Annotated in this window: 19 protein-coding genes and 1 riboswitch; of the genes, 10 read left to right on the top strand and 9 right to left on the bottom strand. The window is 35.6% G+C overall.

The genetic code is table 11. From position 1 onward, the window contains the following. The 3 genes from ACEWK1_RS22550 to ACEWK1_RS22540 form a co-directional block, all read left to right on the top strand. On the top strand, positions 1-1,025 hold a 1,025-nt coding region (locus ACEWK1_RS22550), incomplete at its 5' end, for a hypothetical protein (protein ID WP_416636666.1). A gap of 138 nt (positions 1,026-1,163) precedes the next feature. Continuing rightward, a complete protein-coding gene (locus tag ACEWK1_RS22545; RefSeq protein ID WP_212136048.1) occupies positions 1,164-2,522 on the top strand; it encodes a copper amine oxidase in 1,359 nt (452 codons plus the stop codon). 66 nt (positions 2,523-2,588) lie between these two features. Then, positions 2,589-3,233, top strand: a complete 645-nt coding sequence (locus tag ACEWK1_RS22540) for a class F sortase (RefSeq protein ID WP_121664584.1) — start codon at positions 2,589-2,591, stop codon at positions 3,231-3,233. A 130-nt stretch (positions 3,234-3,363) separates the two neighbouring features. On the opposite strand, the gene ACEWK1_RS22535 is transcribed toward ACEWK1_RS22540, so the two are convergent. Both ACEWK1_RS22535 and ACEWK1_RS22530 read right to left on the bottom strand, forming a co-directional pair. Beyond that, on the bottom strand, positions 3,364-4,107 hold the full coding sequence (locus ACEWK1_RS22535; protein ID WP_162987544.1) for an STAS domain-containing protein: 744 nt from the start codon (positions 4,105-4,107) through the stop codon (positions 3,364-3,366). Between the two features lie 5 nt (positions 4,108-4,112). Beyond that, positions 4,113-4,763, bottom strand: a complete 651-nt coding sequence (locus ACEWK1_RS22530; protein WP_212136049.1) for a cobalamin B12-binding domain-containing protein — start codon at positions 4,761-4,763, stop codon at positions 4,113-4,115. A gap of 263 nt (positions 4,764-5,026) precedes the next feature. On the opposite strand from ACEWK1_RS22530, the gene ACEWK1_RS22525 reads away from it, so the two are divergent. The 5 genes from ACEWK1_RS22525 (at position 5,027) to ACEWK1_RS22505 (ending at position 9,508) form a co-directional block, all read left to right on the top strand. Beyond that, positions 5,027-5,923, top strand: a complete 897-nt coding sequence (locus ACEWK1_RS22525) for a YitT family protein (protein WP_121664587.1) — start codon at positions 5,027-5,029, stop codon at positions 5,921-5,923. A 131-nt stretch (positions 5,924-6,054) separates the two neighbouring features. Continuing rightward, the gene (locus ACEWK1_RS22520; protein ID WP_121664588.1) at positions 6,055-6,651 is read left to right on the top strand and encodes a DedA family protein; all 597 of its coding nucleotides are present in this window, start codon (positions 6,055-6,057) and stop codon (positions 6,649-6,651) included. 198 nt (positions 6,652-6,849) lie between these two features. Next, positions 6,850-8,478: an MDR family MFS transporter gene (locus ACEWK1_RS22515; protein ID WP_212136050.1), complete on the top strand. Its 1,629-nt coding sequence runs from the start codon at positions 6,850-6,852 to the stop codon at positions 8,476-8,478. An 87-nt stretch (positions 8,479-8,565) separates the two neighbouring features. Beyond that, complete coding sequence (locus ACEWK1_RS22510) at positions 8,566-8,727, top strand: transcriptional regulator SplA domain-containing protein (RefSeq protein WP_121664589.1); 162 nt, start codon at positions 8,566-8,568, stop codon at positions 8,725-8,727. 100 nt (positions 8,728-8,827) lie between these two features. Then, complete coding sequence (locus ACEWK1_RS22505) at positions 8,828-9,508, top strand: HAD family hydrolase (protein WP_212136051.1); 681 nt, start codon at positions 8,828-8,830, stop codon at positions 9,506-9,508. A gap of 86 nt (positions 9,509-9,594) precedes the next feature. Here the strand turns inward: ACEWK1_RS22505 and sda are convergent, their stop codons facing one another. From sda to ACEWK1_RS22470, 7 genes are all read right to left on the bottom strand, one after another. Beyond that, positions 9,595-9,759, bottom strand: coding sequence for a sporulation histidine kinase inhibitor Sda (gene sda / locus ACEWK1_RS22500; RefSeq protein ID WP_121664591.1), 165 nt, complete (start codon positions 9,757-9,759; stop codon positions 9,595-9,597). Positions 9,760-9,938: 179 nt separating this feature from the next. Continuing rightward, positions 9,939-10,985 carry a ribonucleotide-diphosphate reductase subunit beta gene (locus tag ACEWK1_RS22495; RefSeq protein WP_121664592.1) on the bottom strand — a complete coding sequence of 349 codons (1,047 nt, stop codon included), beginning with the start codon at positions 10,983-10,985 and terminating at the stop codon, positions 9,939-9,941. A 63-nt stretch (positions 10,986-11,048) separates the two neighbouring features. Continuing rightward, positions 11,049-13,340 carry a ribonucleoside-diphosphate reductase subunit alpha gene (locus ACEWK1_RS22490; protein WP_212136052.1) on the bottom strand — a complete coding sequence of 764 codons (2,292 nt, stop codon included), beginning with the start codon at positions 13,338-13,340 and terminating at the stop codon, positions 11,049-11,051. A gap of 125 nt (positions 13,341-13,465) precedes the next feature. After that, a riboswitch (cobalamin riboswitch) is annotated at positions 13,466-13,646 on the bottom strand. A gap of 176 nt (positions 13,647-13,822) precedes the next feature. Further along, on the bottom strand, positions 13,823-15,190 hold the full coding sequence (gene nhaC / locus ACEWK1_RS22485) for a Na+/H+ antiporter NhaC (RefSeq protein ID WP_212136053.1): 1,368 nt from the start codon (positions 15,188-15,190) through the stop codon (positions 13,823-13,825). Positions 15,191-15,392: 202 nt separating this feature from the next. Further along, entirely contained in the window at positions 15,393-16,703 is a 1,311-nt protein-coding gene (locus ACEWK1_RS22480; RefSeq protein ID WP_212136054.1) for a globin-coupled sensor protein, read from the bottom strand. A 132-nt stretch (positions 16,704-16,835) separates the two neighbouring features. After that, a complete protein-coding gene (locus ACEWK1_RS22475; protein ID WP_212136055.1) occupies positions 16,836-17,360 on the bottom strand; it encodes a universal stress protein in 525 nt (174 codons plus the stop codon). Positions 17,361-17,521: 161 nt separating this feature from the next. Next, positions 17,522-17,839, bottom strand: coding sequence for a hypothetical protein (locus tag ACEWK1_RS22470; protein ID WP_121664597.1), 318 nt, complete (start codon positions 17,837-17,839; stop codon positions 17,522-17,524). A 219-nt stretch (positions 17,840-18,058) separates the two neighbouring features. Between ACEWK1_RS22470 and ACEWK1_RS22465 the strand changes: the two genes are divergently transcribed. Next, positions 18,059-18,262, top strand: a complete 204-nt coding sequence (locus ACEWK1_RS22465; RefSeq protein WP_121664598.1) for a hypothetical protein — start codon at positions 18,059-18,061, stop codon at positions 18,260-18,262. Next, positions 18,243-18,560, top strand: a complete 318-nt coding sequence (locus ACEWK1_RS22460) for a YbjQ family protein (RefSeq protein ID WP_098795261.1) — start codon at positions 18,243-18,245, stop codon at positions 18,558-18,560. The genes ACEWK1_RS22465 and ACEWK1_RS22460 overlap by 20 nt, the downstream gene beginning before the upstream one ends. Positions 18,561-18,967 lie beyond the last annotated feature (407 nt).

The raw sequence follows: 18,967 nt of genomic DNA, 5'->3' as shown, positions 1-18,967 counted from the left end.
AGAGGGAATCAGGACAGAAAAGGTCAAGGAGAGGAAAGATGTGTCTCGATACAGAGAGAATCGAGACAGAAAAGGTCCTCCAGCAGAAAGATGTGTCTCGATACAGGCAGTATCGGGACAGAAAAGGTTTTCCATCAGGAATTTGTGTCTCGATACAGGGGGAATTGGGACAGAAAAGGTCCTCCAGCAGGAATTTATGTCTCGATACAGGGGGAATCGGGACAGAAAAGGTTTTCCAGAGGAAAGAAGTGTCTCGATACAGGGGGAATCGGGACAGAAAAGGTCTTCCAGCAGGAATTTGTGTCTCGATACAGAGGGAATCGGGACAGAAAAGGTCAAGCAGAGGAAAGATGTGTCTCGATACAGAGAGAATCGGGACAGAAAAGATCCTCCATCAGGAATTTGTGTCTCAATACAGGGGGAATCGGGACAGAAAAGGTCTTCCATCAGGAATTTGTGTCTCGATACAGAGGGAATCGGGACAGAAAAGGTTTTCCATCAGGAATTTGTGTCTCGATACAGGGGGAATCGGGACAGAAAAGATCCTCCATCAGGAAGATGTGTCTCGATATAGAGGGAATCAGGACAGAAAAGGTCAAGGAGAGGAAAGATGTGTCTCGATACAGAGAGAATCGAGACAGAAAAGGTCTTCCATCAGGAATTTGTGTCTCGATACAGGGGGAATCGGGACAGAAAAGGTCTTCCAGCAGGAATTTGTGTCTCGATACAGAGGGAATCGGGACAGAAAAGGTCAAGGAGAGGAAAGATGTGTCTCGATACAGAGAGAATCGAGACAGAAAAGGTCCTCCAGCAGAAAGATGTGTCTCGATACAGGCAGTATCGGGACAGAAAAGGTTTTCCATCAGGAATTTGTGTCTCGATACAGGGGGAATTGGGACAGAAAAGGTCTTCCAGCAGAAAGATGTGTCCCGATACAAGTAGAATCGGGACAGAAAAGGCCCTCCAGAAGAAAGATGCATCCCGATACAGAGGTAATACCTCATCATACCCATGTCCTAATTTAGAATCAAAACCCTAAATGATCTATAAATTCGCCTGAATTCTGCGCTTTACCCAAAAACTTAAAACATTTTTTAAAAAGTGATCCATTTAAATTTCCCTTTCGTTAGCTTAATAGAAAACCAGAAAGGGGAAATTAAAAAATGAATCTAAAAAAATCACTTCTAGCAGTACCATTAAGTTTATCATTATTAGTACCAGTACAAGGAGCTTTTGCGCAGGATCATACTAGTCATTCCGCAATGATGACAGCTCCATCAGTAGAAACCCCAGCAGTGGAACTAAGAACAACGTTAGGCCACTTGCTTAGTGAACACGCATATCTCGCTGTAGAGGTAATGAGAAATGGTGCCTTAGCAACAAAGGACTTTGAAGCATCAGTCGGAGCATTGAATGCAAATACTGAGGACTTATCCAAAGCAATTACATCTGTGTATGGAGATAAAGCAGGTCAGCAGTTTAAACAAATGTGGGAAGAACATATTGGCTTCTTTGTTGATTATGTAACAGCTACTGGAGAAAATGATGAAGCGAAAAAAGAAGAAGCTTTAAAGAATTTAGATACTTACCGTGAAAAATTCTCTCAATTTCTTGAAACAGCAACCGGTGAACGATTAGAGGCAGGTAGTTTGGCAGATGGATTACAAATGCATGTTAATCAGCTTGTAGGTGCATTTGAGCGTTACTTAGCAAAAGACTATGAGAAAGCTTATGAATATGAAAGAGAGGCAATTAATCATATGCATATGGTAGCGAAAGGTCTATCAAATGCCATAGCAGATCAATATCCAGATAAATTTGAGGAAACAAAGGCAGTAACACCTGCAGCAGATCTTAGAGCATCATTAAATCATTTATTAACGGAGCATGCTGGATTGGCTGTGGTCGCTATGCAACAAGGGGCAGACGGTGCGGATGATTTTGAAGCAGCTGCAAATGCCTTAAATGCAAATACAGAAGATTTAACTGCAGCAATCTCATCTGTGTATGGAGATGAGGCAGGAGAACAGTTCAAGAAAATGTGGTCAGATCATATCGGCTTCTTTGTTGAATATGTAAAAGCAACTGGTGCTGGTGATGAGGAAGCGAAAGCACAGGCTTTAGAAAAACTAGATGGTTATAGAGGGGAATTTTCAAAATTCTTAGAAACAGCTACCGAAGGACGTTTACAATCTGACGCTCTTGCAGATGGATTACAAATGCATGTTGACCAGCTTATTGCTGCATTTGATTCATATGTAGCTGGAGATTATGAGAAAGCATATGAAGATGTTCGTGGGGCATATGCGCATATGCTAAATCCTGCAAAAGGTTTATCAGCTGCTTTTGTTGATCAATTCCCTGATAAATTTAAGTCAATGATGCCTGAAGAAATGCCTAAAACAGGTATGGGTGGAACAGCAAACAGCATGAACACCGCAGACTTTGTTGCATATGGCCTAGTGCTTGCTGTTATTGTTAGTCTTGGCCTTGTTATTAGAAAAGGATTTGCGCAGAATTAAAAGGAAATTTACACGGTTTCACAATTTGCGAAACCGTGATTTTTTAAAAAAATTGAGGTGTATGCAATGAAATGCATTTACCTATTTGCCTTTCTCAGTATATTCATTGTTGGCTGCCAAGGGGCTCAGAGTGTTAAAGAAGAAATGGGAACACACATTGAAACAATACAGACAACTGCAGAATCAGAACAGAAAACAACCGATCAGGACCAAAGTGACGAGATTGATAGTCCGATTATTAAAGACAATAGAGAAGGAATCATACCACTCAAAGTTAGTATACCTTCTATTAATGTGAGTGCCGACATTGAAAAGGTAGGGTTACTTGATAATGGCCAAATGGGTGTTCCAGAAAAATTTGAACAGGTTGGATGGTATAAAGAAGGCATATTACCAGGTGAGCAAGGGAATGCTGTGTTAGCTGGTCATGTGGATAGTAAAACAGGTCCGGCCATTTTTTATCATCTTCATAAACTAGAGGTTGGAGATGAGGTTCATGTCATGAATGAAGATGGAGAAAAACTTACTTTTATTGTTTACGATAAGAAGAGCTTTGACACTGAATCTGCACCTGTAGAAAAAATATTTGGTTTTTCTTACAGAAGTAATTTAAATCTTATTACATGTACAGGTGATTTTAATAGGGAAAAAGGAACACATGAGGAAAGGTTAGTAGTCTATACAGAATTAGCTAAAGTAGAGCAGCAATAATTTCTTATAAATAAAGCTCTAACCATAAGTGGTTAGAGCTTCATTTATAAGAATTCTAAATTATATTAATATCAATTGTCATATAATCTATTTAATAAAGCTATGATTTTTAATAAGTGCCTGTTGTAGTTTACACAATAAACGTTTTAATAGCTTCATGTAAGTCTTTCATATACGAAGTACCTGCTTTAATACCTAATTGATTAATTAATCTTGCGTGAGAAGGAGATAAACCAATCATGTAAGAATCTGTTCCCATTAATTTTAACTCAGATACGAGTGTTTTAAATGTTTGAATACCCTCTTTTTTTATTTCCCCAATTCCATGAAAATCGAATAAAACAAGTTCTACTTGATTTTGGGAAACCTCGGATAACAAACGGTTATGATTTAATCTGATCATATTCTCATTTAGTTCACCAAACAACGGAACAAGGACAAGCCCTTTTGTTAAACATATAAAAGGTGCTGATAATTCGATGATTTTTGTAAGAGATTGTTCAAGCTGCTCTTTTTTTTCTAACAGTTCGAAGTTCGTTTCAGAAAGTCGTCTTCGATGTAGCTCCACAGTGTCCACGAGTGTTTGAATTCGGTTGTCTTGTTCTATACATATTAAATGACCTTGATTGTACTCCCAGTTCACCTTAATTTGATAAAGAGCATAAGGTGATTCTTGAGTTGTCATGACAATCTCTGTTGTGATGAGCTTTTCTGAAAGTAAAGATTGAGCTTTTCTCTTGCTTTCAATATCAACTAAATCTAAGAAGTTCGATGCTTCACCAAAGATTTTGGAAGCTAAGTCAGAAGCTTCTAATATATTAAACTCTTGATCAATTGTGAAATAAGGAAGCGGGATGTGTTTGATTGTAAGCATGAAAGTTACACTCCTTGTATTGAATGTTGCGCGAGCCATCCTTGAAGTTCTGTTAGAGATGGAAATAATCTTGTTTTGCTAGAGCAGTGCGAGGTAAAGTCATATGTTGATAAAAGACGACCTCCTACGATAACAGTAGGTTGATGTGGAAGATCCTCTAAAGCTTTAATATAAGTTTTAAGAATTTCTGCATGATACCAAATCGAAAAAGAAAGTCCAATCACACTTGGTTGCCATTTGTCAGCTGCCTTTAAGGCATACTCTAATGGTAAATTTGCACCAAGTAATTTTGTTTTCCAACCAAATTCTTCAAACAGTTGTGCAACCATTTTGACTCCTATATCATGTTGTTCGTTTTCAAGGCATAAAAACATTGCTTTGTTTGGTTTCATTTGCAAGAATTGATTGTTTTTTGTGTAGTAATTAAACCTTGCGAGTATGTATTCACAAGTCGATGTAGCAAGATGCTCATCAGCGACAGTTATTTGATTTGATTCCCAAAGATCACCAATATATTGCATAGCTTTTGTAATGAGTTCCTCAAAGACTTCTTTACGAGTGATTTCCTCATTAACTTCGTGAATCAAGATTTCCCATGCTGCATCTTGATCTCCATCAAGAAGGAAACGGGCAAATTCATGAACCCTCCATGCCATGATCTCACCTCATTTTTGAAAGGGTTTGATATTTAGATAGGTAAATTTTGCTTCGTTATTATCTTATCATATTTTTCCTATAGCTGTTCACTCATGATGTTTATTAATCTAAGACTCTTGGCTATTAGGACATGAACAGTAGGTTAGAAGAGAAGCGTATTAATCCACTTATACCCTATTCTAGGGTATAATATAGAGATATGATAAGAAGTCAAAAACATTTATATAAAATTGCAATGTACAAGTAATAAAGGGGGAATTTGATGACAGAAATACCGATGGAAGTTCAGAAACAAATGAAAAAGCATCAAGGTTTGTCTAAATCGAAAATTATTAAAAGAACACTTTTTATTTTTATAGGTGCTGTTTTAATGGCAGTCGGCTTGGAAATCTTTCTAGTGCCTAATCAGGTTATTGATGGTGGTATAGTAGGGATTTCGATTATATTATCGCATTTGCTTGGTATGAAACTTGGACTATTTATCTTTCTTTTAAATATACCTTTTTTCTTTATAGGATATAAACAAATTGGGAAAACCTTTGCCCTTTCTACGGTATTTGGCATATCTGTTTTATCAGTAGCAACGGCTTTATTACACCCTGTTCCAGCTTTTACAGAGGATGTTCTTCTAGCAACAGTATTTGGTGGAATCATTCTTGGTATTGGAGTAGGAATTGTTCTAAGATACGGTGGATCTCTGGATGGTACTGAAATATTGGCGGTTCTTTTTAATAAAAAGTTACCTTTTTCCGTTGGAGAAATTATTATGTTCTTCAATATTTTCATTCTTGGTAGTGCAGGATTTGTGTTCGGATGGAACAGAGCTATGTATTCTTTAATCGCCTATTTTATAGCATTTAAAACGATTGATATCGTACTTGAAGGTTTGGATGAATCAAAATCAGCATGGATTATTAGTGAGAATTATCAAGAAATAGGTGATGCAATCCTAGCTCGTTTGGGTCGTGGAGTTACATTTTTAAACGGTGAAGGTGCATACACTGGTGATAACAAAAAAGTGATTTTCTGTGTGATTACGCGGTTAGAGGAAGCCAAATTAAAATCGATCGTTGAAGATTTAGACGAGTCCGCCTTTTTGGCTGTGGCAAATATTGCTGAAGTAAGAGGTGGCCGATTTAAAAAGAAAGATATTCATTAAATATAGAAACTCTATAGTTGCTGACTATAGAGTTTTTGCTTTGAGCAAAATTTTCAATTCAAATTAGACTATTTCATTACTTCCCTTCATACCCATAAATAATGGACAAGAATAGGTAAGGGTGGGAGAGAATGGAGGATTTAATTCTTAATGTTTTGGATTGGCTTACAAGTTTTGGATATTTAGGAATTGCAATTGGTCTTATGCTTGAGGTTATTCCTAGTGAGATTGTACTTGGTTATGGTGGGTATATGATCGTGCTTGGGAAAATTGGCTTCATTGGAGCTATTGTAGCTGGAGTGATAGGTGGAACAATGGCTCAACTTTTTTTATATTGGCTTGGTAGCATAGGTGGGAGACCTTTTCTTGAAAAGTATGGGAAATACTTGTTGATTAATAAACACCATTTAGAATTATCAGAAGCATGGTTTGAAAAATACGGTTCAGGTGTTATTTTTGGAGCTAGGTTTATTCCAGTTGTGAGACATGCGATTAGTATTCCAGCTGGAATATCAAAGATGTCATTATGGAAATTCACATTTTACACAGTAGCGGCTATGATTCCTTGGACAATTTTCTTTCTATATTTAGGTATGGAGTTAGGAAATAACTGGATGTATATCAAAGAAACAGCACAACCATATTTTCTTCCGCTTACCTGCTCCGCTATATTATTGGCGGTTGTATATTACCTTGTAAAAAAGTTTAAAAATCCTCATAGCAATTAAAAGTTATCCAACTGGATAGCTTTTTTAGTTGTTAAAGTATTGCTTTTTAGACAATAGCGGAATATAATAATTAATGCTATAAGTTAAATATTATTAAAGTTAAGTATTTAGTAGTGATATGAGTAATCACTGCTTTTTATTTCTTTAAATACTTAACTTAGTTAAATATTAATCAATATAATAAAATGAGGTGTAAATATGGAGCACTTAAGTCATAAGGAAAAAGTTACAATTATGATCGCCATTATTGGTGCAATGTTCTTTGCGGCAGTTAACCAAACGATAGTGGGAAATGCGTTGCCGAAGATTATTGCTGATTTAGGTGGGCTGGACTACTATAGCTGGGTATTTACCATTTATATGCTAACTTCAGCGATTACGACGATTTTAGTTGGGAAATTATCCGATATATATGGACGTAAGCCGTTTATTTTAACAGGAATTTTTATTTTTATGATTGGTGCCTTCTTATCAGGATTATCTAAGGATATCATTCAGTTGATTATTTATCGAGGAATCCAAGGATTTGGTGCAGGTATGATTATGTCAACAGCCTTTACAGCTGTAGGAGACTTGTTTGCCCCCCGTGAAAGGGGTCGTTGGCAGGGAGCAATGGGTGCTGTATTTGGAATTTCAAGTGTATTCGGTCCGACTCTGGGTGGATACATTGTTGATAATCTTGAATGGAAATGGGTTTTCTGGGTGTTCCTACCATTAGGGATTGTAGCTGCTATTCTTATTTGGAAATTGTTCCCTAAAATGGAGAAGAAGGCAGGGGAATCTGTTGATTATCTAGGTTCGATTTTTCTCACTGGGACAATTGTACCCGCCTTATTGGCCTTCTCTTGGGCAGGAACAAAATATGATTGGAATTCCTCACAAATTATCGGTTTATTCACAGGGGCAATTGTGTCTTTCATTATCTTTGTTTTAGTGGAGAAAAAAGCAAAAAGTCCAATTTTACCTTTATATTTGTTTAAAAACAGTATTTTTACGATTTCAAATGTGATTGGATTTGCAATTGGTGTAGCGATGTTTGGAGGAGTTATGTATATCCCATACTTTGTGCAGGGGGTGTTAGGATTTACAGCAACTCATTCAAGCTTTATTACAATGACCATGACGTTAGGTTTAGTGTTTGCAAGTAGTGTTGGCGGACAAATCATTTCCAAAACAGGGAAATACAAGCTTCAAGCAATTATTGGCTTAATTGTAACAACGATAGGGATGTTCTTGTTCACAACAATGGACGCTGAAACATCACAATGGACGTTAATTTCTTATCTTGTTTTAGTTGGGATAGGCATTGGAGTAGGAATGACAGTATTTACTTTAACTGTTCAAAATGCTGTAGAACAGAAGTTTTTAGGAGTTGCAACAGCAACATCACAATTATTCCGTTCAATTGGTGGTACTGTTGGGGTTGCTTTAATGGGAACAGTTTTAAATCAACGTATGAGTGATAATATGGCTGAATTGTTAAAAGATGTTCAACAGCAAGCTGCTTCTGTTCCTCCTGAAATGCAGGAAAACTTACAATCATTGCAAAATCCACAGTTACTATTAGATCATGAAAAGCTATCACAAATTCAGCAAAGCATGCCGGCTGAAATGGTAAGTTTATTTGAGAAGTTCGTTACTATGCTTCAAGACTCATTAAGCTTTGCACTATCAGGCGTATTCATGACGGCAACAATAGTCATGATTGCTGCTGTTGCTCTTACTTTCTTCTTAAAAGAAATTCCTTTAAGAAGCTCAAGTGCACAGAATACAGAGCAGCAGAAAGAAGTTCAAGCAAAACAATCATTTACAAAGCAACCTGTATAAAGAGAGGATTTCCTCTCTTTTTTAATTACATAAAGAAAAGTATTAGTGGAAGAATGGTAGTGATTGAAAGAATGGAGGTGAATATGAATGGATCAAAAAGATCAAGAATTTTATGATAATGAAGTATTTGCTCAAGCTCAGGTTGTTCAGCATCCTAAGGAAAAAAATCATACGGCTTTAGTTCTAGATCAATCATTTCACCTGTTGTCGGGTAGTGATTTAACATCTGACGATACGGTGAATGAATAAAAAACCAAAGGCTCAAATGAGATGATCATTTGAGCCTTTATTTTAGTATAAGTGGTATAATTTTACACTATAGAGAGAATTCAGTTTAGGAGAGGATCGTATGATAAGAGCAATATTGTTTGACTTAGATGGTACATTGTTGAATCGTGATTTATCGCTTCGAAAATTTATTGAGGATCAGTACATACGCCTAAATATAAAGCATATACCAAATGACCAATACATTAATCGTTTTATAGAACTAGATCAACATGGATATGTATGGAAAGATAAAGTGTATGCTCAATTAATTGAAGAGTTGAAAATAAAGGATCTAACAGCCTCTCAATTACTTCAGGATTACCTTGCGTTTTTCCCAAGACATTGTACCCCATTTGATCATCTGAAAAAAATGTTAGACACAATAAAGCAACAAAATATTCAACTTGGGATGATTTCAAATGGATTTGGTCAATTTCAGATGGACAATATCAAAGCGTTGGAGATAGATAATTATTTTGATGTTATGCTGATTTCTGAAAATGAGGGGATTAAAAAACCTGATCGAGAGATATTTATTAGAGCGTTATCTAAATTGGGAGTCTCTTCAGATGAAAGTATGTTTGTAGGGGACCATCCAGTAAATGATATCGAAGCTGCAAAAAAAGTGGAGATGAAAACCATCTGGAAGCAAAATACTCATTTTAGCCATGCTCCTGCTGCTGATTATTGTGTGACGGATTTAATTGAGATCATTGATATTATAGAGAGAGAGAAAGGTGGAGTAGGTAAAGACGTATAAAGTTTGTTGCAAGCCCTCCTCAAGTCCCATCAAAAAAAGTATCCGACAAAAAAGGCTGTCCCAATTGGTGGGGCAGCCTAAAAATATTAATTAATTTTCTTTAGTTGTTTTTTTAGGAAATTTGGTTTGTTAAGTCCTCTTTCGTTAATCTCTTTTTCTAGCAACTTAATAAAATCTGGACTTAAATGTAATTTACTAGCTTCATGAAAACTATTTAATAAAGTTGTATCTGATAGTTTTGAAAACCTCATATTATCATCCTTTACTTTATCGCTCTCTATTTATTTACCACATAGAGTACACTGTTAAACGACTTTATGTAAAAAGATGTAGAATTTTTGTTTAATATATTTATAAGATAAGCAAAACTCTGTTGAGTGTTCAAAAAAACAATTAAATAAACGTTTGTTTAAACTTTATATCTTGGTCATTATAGGTCATCGAAGCCGTTATCTACATGATTGACCTTCGTATATTGTCTTGATTTTTGTTCGAAGAAATCTGATTTGCCAAGATCTACTTCTTCATATGCTTTGATCCACTTCAACGGATTGGAGCGATATCCCTCAAATGGGCGTTCATATCCCAGCTGATTGCAACGGACATTTGCATAAAATTTAATATAGTCCTCAACATCTTGAATATTAATTCCATCCATTTTGTTGCCTATAATAAAACGTCCCCATTCAATTTCTAGCTCAGCAGCAGTAATGAACGTTTCTTTGACAAACGACGCAAGCTCTTCGGTATCATACTCAGGATATTGTTTTAATACTTCTTTAAAAATTTGAACAAATAAATCAACATGAATTTGCTCATCCCGGTTTATGTAGTTAATCATCGTGCTAGTTGCTACCATTTTTTGATTGCGTGCTAGATTATAGAAGAAGGCAAATCCCGAGTAGAAGAAAAGACCTTCTAATATCACATCATATACAATTGATTTTAGAAGATGCTCAACAGTTGGCTGTTCAGCAAATGATTGATATCCGTTTGTGACAAACTCATTACGCTTTCTTAATATAGGTTCATTTCGCCAATATTCAAAGACTTCATCTTGCTTTTGTTTTGATACTAAGCTAGATAATACATAAGAATACGAGTGATTATGAATAACTTCCTGTTGTGCCAGCATGATCATTAATGCGTTTATACTTGAATCAGTAATGTAATCTGATACTTTTCCCGCATAATCAGTTTGAATACTATCTAAAAGGGCAAGAAGACCAATAATTTTTAAAAATGCATCCTGCTCATCATTTGTTAAGTTTGGATATTGTTTAATATCTTGAGCCATATTGATCTCAAATGGTGTCCAGAAGTTGGCAAGCATTTTTTTATAACGAGGATATGCCCAAGGAAACGCAACGTCATCCCAGTTTAAAACGTTTGAGCTTTCTCCATTAATAATAGCTGTTGAGCGATTGGGAGCATTTGCATCCATAATTTTGCGCTTCGATAATGTGGTGTTTTGCATAGAATTACTCCTTTATTTGAAAAAAGTTTATAGAGCGTCTCAAAACTAAAGACGCTCCTCTTATTAACTTGCGCATGAGTCACATTCTTCAATTGTGCTAGAAGTTGAACGTAAGTAATACGTAGTTTTTAATCCTTCTCTCCATGCTGTAATGTGTAAATCAAGTAAATCCTTAGCTTTTATTGTGTTTTGCACATATATGTTGAAGGAAATGGATTGATCAATATGTTGCTGTCTAGCAGCATTTTGTTTGATGCTCCATTTTTGATCAATAAAATAGGCCGATTTATAATACCAAGTTGTTTCAGAATTCAAATCTGGAACAGTAACTGGAATCTTATAATCTTTCTTCTCTTCTGAGTAAACCTTTTGGAATATTGGGTCAATACTCGCTGTACTGCCTGCAATAATTGAAGTTGATGCATTAGGCGCAACTGCCATTAAATAGCTGTTACGTATTCCATGACTTTGAACATCTTTCTTGAGACTATCCCAATTTAAATCACTATCATTTGAGGAATAGCCTCTTTTTTCGAAGTAGGAGCCTGTTTCCCAGTCGGAGCCTTTAAAAACAGGATAAGCACCTTTTTCTTTTGAAAGCTCCATGCTAGCTTGAATCGTTAGATAAGAAATTCTTTCATATAGCTTGTCCGCGTAGGAAACAGCTTCCTCGTTTTCCCATTTTAATTGCTTTAGGGCAAGAAGATGATGCCAACCGAATGTTCCTAAACCAATTGCTCTATATTTTTCATTTGTTAATCTAGCTTGAAGAACAGGAATGGTATTAAGATCAATAACATTGTCCAGCATTCTTACTTGGATAGGAATAAGTTTTTCTAAAACATCATTTGTAACAGCTTTTGCAAGGTTAATAGAGGAAAGGTTACATACAACAAAATCACCTGGTGTTTTTACTGTAATGATTTTTCCATCCTCAGTGAATTGCTCTTCAACTGTTGTAGGACTTTGATTTTGTGTGATTTCTGTGCACAAATTGCTGCAATAAATCATTCCTTGGTGTGAGTTGGCATTCTTGCGGTTTACCTCATCTCGATAGAACATATATGGCGTACCAGCCTCTAACTGACTGATCATAATTCGCTTCATAATATCAATCGCAGGGACCTTTTCCTTAGATAACTGTTCATTTTGAACACATTCCCAATAGCGTTCTCTAAAGCTTCCTTGTCCTTTTTGTTCATCATAATAATCTTCGATGCTAAAGCCCATTACTTTACGAACTTCATGGGGATCAAATAGGTACCAATCACCACGTGCTTCAACCTGCTCCATAAATACATCAGGAATACACACACCAGTAAATAAGTCATGTGTCCGCATTCTTTCATCACCATTGTTCAGCTTCGAATCAAGAAATGAAAAGATATCTTTATGCCACACATCCAAGTAAACAGCGATGGCTCCCTTACGCTGACCTAATTGATCAACGCTAACAGCAGTGTTGTTAAGCTGCTTCATCCATGGAATAACACCAGAAGACACGCCTTTGAACCCGCGGATATCACTACCACGGCTTCGAATTTTTCCTAGATATGCACCAACACCTCCACCAGATTTTGAAAGATTGGCAATATCAGTGTTACTATCAAAAATTCCTTGTAAACTATCATCGATTGTATCAATAAAACAACTCGATAATTGACCAACAGGTTTTCCTGCATTTGATAAAGTAGGTGTTGCAACGGTCATATAAAGGTTGCTCATTGCCCAATACGCCTGTTTTATAAGCTCAAGACGATGATCTTTGTTTTCATTTGCCATTAATGTCATTGCAATAATAATAAAACGCTCTTGAGGCAGTTCATATGTTTGTTTACTAAAATCACGTGTTAAATAACGATCTGCTAATGTTCTTAGGCCAATATATGTAAAGAGGTTATCATTTTCCGGCTTAATAAAGGAACCAATTTGTGAAAGTTCACTTTGAGAATATTGTTCAAGAAGCTTAGAGCTATAGAGTCCTTTTGAAACGAGAGTGTTCACTAAATCATAAAAATCTCCATATTTTTGCTTTTTATCATAACCTCTGTTTTCTGCAGCTTCTTTATACAGTTTTGATAAGTAGATTTGCGCACAAAAGTATGTCCATTCTGGCTCTTGTTCATTTATATTTGACAAGCCTTCTAGAATGAGTAAATTAGTAAGTTGATCTGTAGTATAAGACTCTCTTTGTACGATCGTGTTTTGGATTCGTGTTAAGTAGTCATCTATATGTAAAGAAGGGAAGTTTTGATGAATGCTTTCAATGTATGAAGTTAATTTGGATATGTCAAATGCTTCCTGGTCGTTTTTGTTGTTATAAATAATAGGGGATGTTGATGTTGCGATGCTCATAAATATTCCTCCATCTGTTGAATTAGTAACACAGGGAGAGAGATAAAACGACAGAGGAGAGTTCAAGGCAAAAAGAGCCTCAATGATCAGCTATCGTCTCACCTTCTCAGTCCCCGAAGAAATTGAAACTTCCACAAGATATAGGTAGGTCTCCTGACTTATGCTCGTCCTACTATGAGTCCTTCCCATACCTAATATGTACAGTGGATTTCTCAATTCGTCACATTTACAGTTGCGGGGACAGTTCTGGAATTGCACCAGATTCCCTTTTCAGCCTTAATTGGCACCTGAATCTTGTAAAATACAATATATAGTTTTATGTTTTGGTTGATAAATCAATATATAGTTATAATTAGATATATTTCCATGATATAGCACATATACAAAATAATCAACCAATTGTTTTCGTTTGTCGAAAATTATCTAGATTGATAGAAACTTGTAAAGGAAAGGGGCTGTCAAAATAATGACAGCCCCTTTCTTTATACACGTTTACTAAAAAATCCATATATAACTGTTAATATTGGTGAGAGATATAAAAAGAACGCAAATGGTAAAAACGCTAAAACGGGTACACCAAGTGTTTGAGCGAAGAAAGCTCCACTAACTCCCCATGGAATTAAGGGATTAAGTAATGTTCCGGCATCTTCAAGTGTTCGTGATAAATATTTGCGGTCAAGCTTGATTTTATCGTAAAGACCTTTAAATGATTGACCTGGGATAAGAATTGATAAGTATTGTTCACCGGTTAATAGGTTTACGCCAAACGATGAAGCGGCAGTTGATAAAATAAGCTGTCCCTTTGATTGTATACGGTCAATTAATCCATTTAATAATGTAGGGATAATGTGTAATGCATTAAGTAATCCACCGAAGGCAAAGGCAATTAAGATAAGTGAGATGGACCACATCATTGATTGTAGGCCGCCCCGGTTTAGCATATTACTTACCTGTTCATTTTCTATAGAATAAGAAGTTCCATTTTGTAAAACTGTTAGAAATTCATTCAGCATTAATCCTTGAAAAACGATGGCGGTTATTCCTGCTGTTATAATACCAATCACTAAAGATGGGATAACTGCAACTCTTTTTATAGCCAGAATAATGACTATAAGAGGTGAAAACAATGTGATGATGCTAATGTTAACTTGAGATTCTATAATAGATATCATGTTTTTCATGTCATCTATTGACGTAAAGTCAATAAGTGTGATTCGACCTAAAATAAAAAAGATCACGGCTGCAATTAGAATGCTAGGTAAAGTAGTGAATGTCATATGTCTTATATGAGTAAACAAATCTACAGATGAAACACCAGAAGCGAAGTTTGTTGTATCTGACATTGGAGACATTTTGTCACCAAAGCATGCGCCTGAAATGATAGCTCCAGCAACCCATTCAATTGGTAAGCCTGCTGCCATACCTGCTCCCATTAAAGCAACACCAATTGTGCTAACTGTTGTAAAGGAGCTTCCTACTAAACTTGAAATGACCATACATGAAAAAAGGGAGGTCATTAATAAGTATTCTGGATTAATAACAGTTAAAGCATAAACCATAACTGTTGGAATTGTCCCACTACTCATCCAAGCACCAATTAATACACCTATAAGTGCCAATATAATAATAGGTTGAATTCCATTTTGTATGCCTTGGACAATACCTGTCTCTAATTCTTTCCATTTGAATTTATGAAGTAAGCCAATGATTGAGATTAGAACTAAACAAACAAGTAAGGCAATATGTGGTTCTGTTTTTAATACAAATAAACTGGCAAATATCGTTGCTAATACTAGTAACAAAACTAGTAACGATTGTTGAAAGGTAAAGGTTTTTATTTGATCATTCATGATATACTCCTTTATAGCTTGAACGCTTTTGTGCTTTTTCGTACAAAAGTATTATACCAATCTAGTTTTTTCTGTCAATCAAATTAAGAAAATGATTAAATAGATAAAGATATTTTGTGTTTTGTTTTATTGATATACTATTCTTTGGAATTGAAGTGCATCAAAATAGACCAATGGATTACCATTGGTCTTAAACATCACTCTATATTGTTCTAGCCATTACTTTTAGATTTTCGGATGTTTCTGCAATTGAATTAATGTTGTTAGAAACATCGTTAATAACATTTGTAAAGTTCATTAAATCTGTTTTAGATTGTTCGCTTTGCTGTTTGTTTTTATTCATGATTTCAAGAATGTTATCAAAGAATGAGTTCATGTCATTCATTTGATCAGTTCCTTTAGTTGTAAGCTCGGCAACATGATTAATAGAACCGGAAATACTATCAATTTGGTTATGAATATTTGTGATTAAGCTTGAAACACCTTGAACTGAATTTTTTGTTTCTTCAGCAAGCTTACGAACTTCACTCGCAACAACGGCGAAACCTTTACCATATTCACCTGCACGTGCTGATTCAATAGCAGCATTTAGAGCCAGTAAATTCGTTTGTTCTGCAATAGCGGTTACGATAGAAACAACTTGATTAATTTTTTCAGAAGTTGTTTCTAGTGACTTCATTTGTTGTAGAATTTCAACCGTACTTTTCTCAATAGAAGACATAAGGTCATTTTGTTTTTCTAGATCAATTTTTCCGTTGTGTGCTTGTCCTTCTGCAGTTGAAGCTGCTTCATAGCGGTCTGCTGAATAAGAAGCAATTTCTTGTGATTGAGCAAGAATTTCCTGAATAAATGCATTTGTATTTTCACTTGCCTCAGCAAGCTGAGTTGCAAGTTGATTTACTTCGGCACGTATTTGCTCCTTGGCAGCTTCTGCTTCATCGCGAACTTTGGCATATTCATTATCATATGCTTCTAAAACAATTTGCTGTTCCAAATTAAAGAGTTTGCTAATACTTTGAACAACGGTAATGATTTCTTTCTTTGTATTAAGATGCGGCTCCACTGTATCAATGATTGAATTAAGTAGTTGCTGGAAAGCAGCCATATACCATTTTGCTTCAAGACCGATCTTTACATGAATATGAGCAATTCTTCTCATTCGTTTTACATCTTCATCATCAAGATTACCGTTAAACATTTTCATAATATGTGTTTTTAAGGTTTGCTGTAAACGATCTACTGAGCTGTGTTCATTAATAATGCCCATAAGACCACTATCTGCTTCAAATGAAGAGTAAAATGCGCGAACAATTTCCTCAATATTTTTTTCAATATATGGTTGTATTGATAAAGCGGTTACCAAATCATCTTTTGTTAGATCGATCATTCCAATCTGCTTTTTTAATTCAACTTCTGATATATTTAAAACAACTGCAGAAACGTGTTGATTCTTAAGGTTGTCACTTAGTGCCGATGTTGTAGTTTTTTTCTCTTTTTTAAACAAAATTCCCATCAAACCATTCCCCATTTCAAAAATATATACTTATTAGGTATATCGGCATGGTAATAATAAATATGAAGTGATTTAACAGAAATTTTAAAATTAAAAAAGTGGAAGAGTGATCCCTTCCACCAATGTGTATGATTATTTAGCTATTAATACTGGGATGGAAGCACGTTGTGATACTTTTTCACTAACGCTTCCAAAGATTAATTTTTTTAGGCCGCTCATGTCTCGACTACCAACAACAATTAAATCTCCATTGTTTTCTTTTGCATAAGTAACAATTCCTTCAGAAGGTTCACCATATGAAACGGCAACGTCTGCTTGTACATGATGACGATCTAAAATTTGCTTGGCTTCATTTTCTAATGCCATTATTTGCTTACTATTTTTTTCATTTATAACCGTTTCTCTATCGCTGCTGTTTTCCTGAGGAATTGGGACAACAGGAATATTCCCTACTCCGCCAACAGGGTACGAGTGTACAGGCGATAATAATGGAGTGCTAGCTTGATCAATACCTTCTGTAAACAAGTTCTCTTTATGAATATAAATAACAGAAAGGTTGGAGTCCATTTTCTTACACATACTAATTCCTAATTCCAGTGCTTCTTTACTATCGTCTGTTCCATCAAAAGCAACAACTACATGTTTTAATGAATTCAACTCAATCATCCTTTCTTTTTTTTGTTCTTTACCCTATTTGTATATATCTAATCAAACTCTATCTGTTAAAAAATTAAATTAAGTAAAAAGCCAATAACGACAATGGCTCCAACAATCATAAACAATGTTCTGATCATAGTGATGTCCTCCATTCCGTAAAATTAAATTTTCACTTTCATCGCTGGTTGAATGATACGCTGACTTTTCTGTGCTGTATTTATAGAACATATTTCTTTAAAGTCGTTCACTTTTAAATGAGGATATGGTCCATCAATCGCTATATTTATTTCTTGTCCATTTTTAATCATTAATAAATAAGTGAGTAAAGCAGGAAAATTTGCTGTATTGATTACATGTTTGTTTTTAGTAACTAAGTAGATTTTTCCTTCATATGATTTCGCCAGTTGAGTGATCTTCATAACCTGATCAATACGAACTTGTTCTTCGACTTTTAAGCTAAAAGTAATTAATTTATTCATATGAATTCCTCCATAGAAAGAATGTGTTGGTTATTTTACGGATACATACCTCCATAATTAAATTTAGAAACCTAACGGCATAAAAATCCTACTATAGTCCTTATAGGAATATGCTGTTGCTAGATGGTTAAAAAAACAATTAAAAAAGCCTTGGAAATCATTCATCTTTATTAGGAAAAAATGTATATTATAGGTAGTGGAAGAGAAAGGAAGTTGGGGATGGAAAAAGTAAAATACATAAGCATGCTTTCTGCAGTCTTCACACAGATCGCAGGTATAATCTTTTTATTTATAAACATAACGATCGCAGTTGGACTATTTTTAGCTTATTTTCTTTCATTACTTGTTTTAGTCGTTGCATTTATAAAAATAAGACTAGATGAAAAAAAGGAGGATGACAAAAATGATTATCGTGACTACTGAAACTGTACCAGGTAAGGAAACAAAGGAATATAAGGGGTTTGTAAGGGGAAGTACTGTCCAATCTAAGCACATTGGAAAAGATTTAATGGCGGGACTAAAAACCATTGTCGGTGGAGAACTCAAGGAATACACAGAAATGATGGAAGAAGCACGACAAAAAGCAATCGGGCGTATGGTTGATGATGCAAAAGCAAAAGGCGCTAACGCGATTGTTTGTATGAGGTTGGAATCCTCAGCTGTTATGCAAAATGCTTCAGAAATTATTGCATACGGTACAGCTGTAACAGTTGAAGAGTAGATCGATGATCATAACTAATAACCCCAGTTGCATAGTGACTGGGGTTATTTATATTTGTTTAGGAATATAGCGTATTTATGTCAACTTCCTGGTAGTAAGTTGTGTAGAGTGTTCTGATAGTGGGAGAATCGGGATAGATGAAGGTACGTGGATAGCGGTTGTGTGCCGATAGTGGGAGAATCGGGACAGAGGGAGGTGTGTGGGTAGCGGTTGTGTGCCGATAGTGGAGAATCGGGACAGATGGAGGTGTGTGGGTAGCGAATGTGTGCCGATAGTGGGAGAATCGGGACAGATGGAGGTGTGAGCAAAGCGAATGTGTGCCGATAGTGGGAGAATCGGGACAGATGAAGGTACGTGGATAGCGGTTGTGTCCCGATAGTGAGAGAATCGGGACAGATGAAGGAGTG

Source organism: Metabacillus sp. YM-086, from assembly GCF_048059995.1.
GTDB lineage: Bacteria > Bacillota > Bacilli > Bacillales > Bacillaceae > Metabacillus > Metabacillus litoralis_B.
This window is presented reverse-complemented; position numbering and strand designations above follow the sequence as displayed.

What these genes read in the sequence shown, in the direction of transcription:
- ACEWK1_RS22545 (WP_212136048.1), top strand. Translation starts at nt 1,164, where the DNA reads ATGAATCTAAAAAAATCACTTCTAGCAGTACCATTAAGTTTATCATTA.
- ACEWK1_RS22540 (WP_121664584.1), top strand. Translation starts at nt 2,589, where the DNA reads ATGAAATGCATTTACCTATTTGCCTTTCTCAGTATATTCATTGTTGGC.
- ACEWK1_RS22535 (WP_162987544.1), bottom strand. Translation starts at nt 4,107, where the DNA reads ATGCTTACAATCAAACACATCCCGCTTCCTTATTTCACAATTGATCAA.
- ACEWK1_RS22530 (WP_212136049.1), bottom strand. Translation starts at nt 4,763, where the DNA reads ATGGCATGGAGGGTTCATGAATTTGCCCGTTTCCTTCTTGATGGAGAT.
- ACEWK1_RS22525 (WP_121664587.1), top strand. Translation starts at nt 5,027, where the DNA reads ATGACAGAAATACCGATGGAAGTTCAGAAACAAATGAAAAAGCATCAA.
- ACEWK1_RS22520 (WP_121664588.1), top strand. Translation starts at nt 6,055, where the DNA reads ATGGAGGATTTAATTCTTAATGTTTTGGATTGGCTTACAAGTTTTGGA.
- ACEWK1_RS22515 (WP_212136050.1), top strand. Translation starts at nt 6,850, where the DNA reads ATGGAGCACTTAAGTCATAAGGAAAAAGTTACAATTATGATCGCCATT.
- ACEWK1_RS22510 (WP_121664589.1), top strand. Translation starts at nt 8,566, where the DNA reads ATGGATCAAAAAGATCAAGAATTTTATGATAATGAAGTATTTGCTCAA.
- ACEWK1_RS22505 (WP_212136051.1), top strand. Translation starts at nt 8,828, where the DNA reads ATGATAAGAGCAATATTGTTTGACTTAGATGGTACATTGTTGAATCGT.
- sda (WP_121664591.1), bottom strand. Translation starts at nt 9,759, where the DNA reads ATGAGGTTTTCAAAACTATCAGATACAACTTTATTAAATAGTTTTCAT.
- ACEWK1_RS22495 (WP_121664592.1), bottom strand. Translation starts at nt 10,985, where the DNA reads ATGCAAAACACCACATTATCGAAGCGCAAAATTATGGATGCAAATGCT.
- ACEWK1_RS22490 (WP_212136052.1), bottom strand. Translation starts at nt 13,340, where the DNA reads ATGAGCATCGCAACATCAACATCCCCTATTATTTATAACAACAAAAAC.
- nhaC (WP_212136053.1), bottom strand. Translation starts at nt 15,190, where the DNA reads ATGAATGATCAAATAAAAACCTTTACCTTTCAACAATCGTTACTAGTT.
- ACEWK1_RS22480 (WP_212136054.1), bottom strand. Translation starts at nt 16,703, where the DNA reads ATGGGAATTTTGTTTAAAAAAGAGAAAAAAACTACAACATCGGCACTA.
- ACEWK1_RS22470 (WP_121664597.1), bottom strand. Translation starts at nt 17,839, where the DNA reads ATGAATAAATTAATTACTTTTAGCTTAAAAGTCGAAGAACAAGTTCGT.
- ACEWK1_RS22465 (WP_121664598.1), top strand. Translation starts at nt 18,059, where the DNA reads ATGGAAAAAGTAAAATACATAAGCATGCTTTCTGCAGTCTTCACACAG.
- ACEWK1_RS22460 (WP_098795261.1), top strand. Translation starts at nt 18,243, where the DNA reads ATGATTATCGTGACTACTGAAACTGTACCAGGTAAGGAAACAAAGGAA.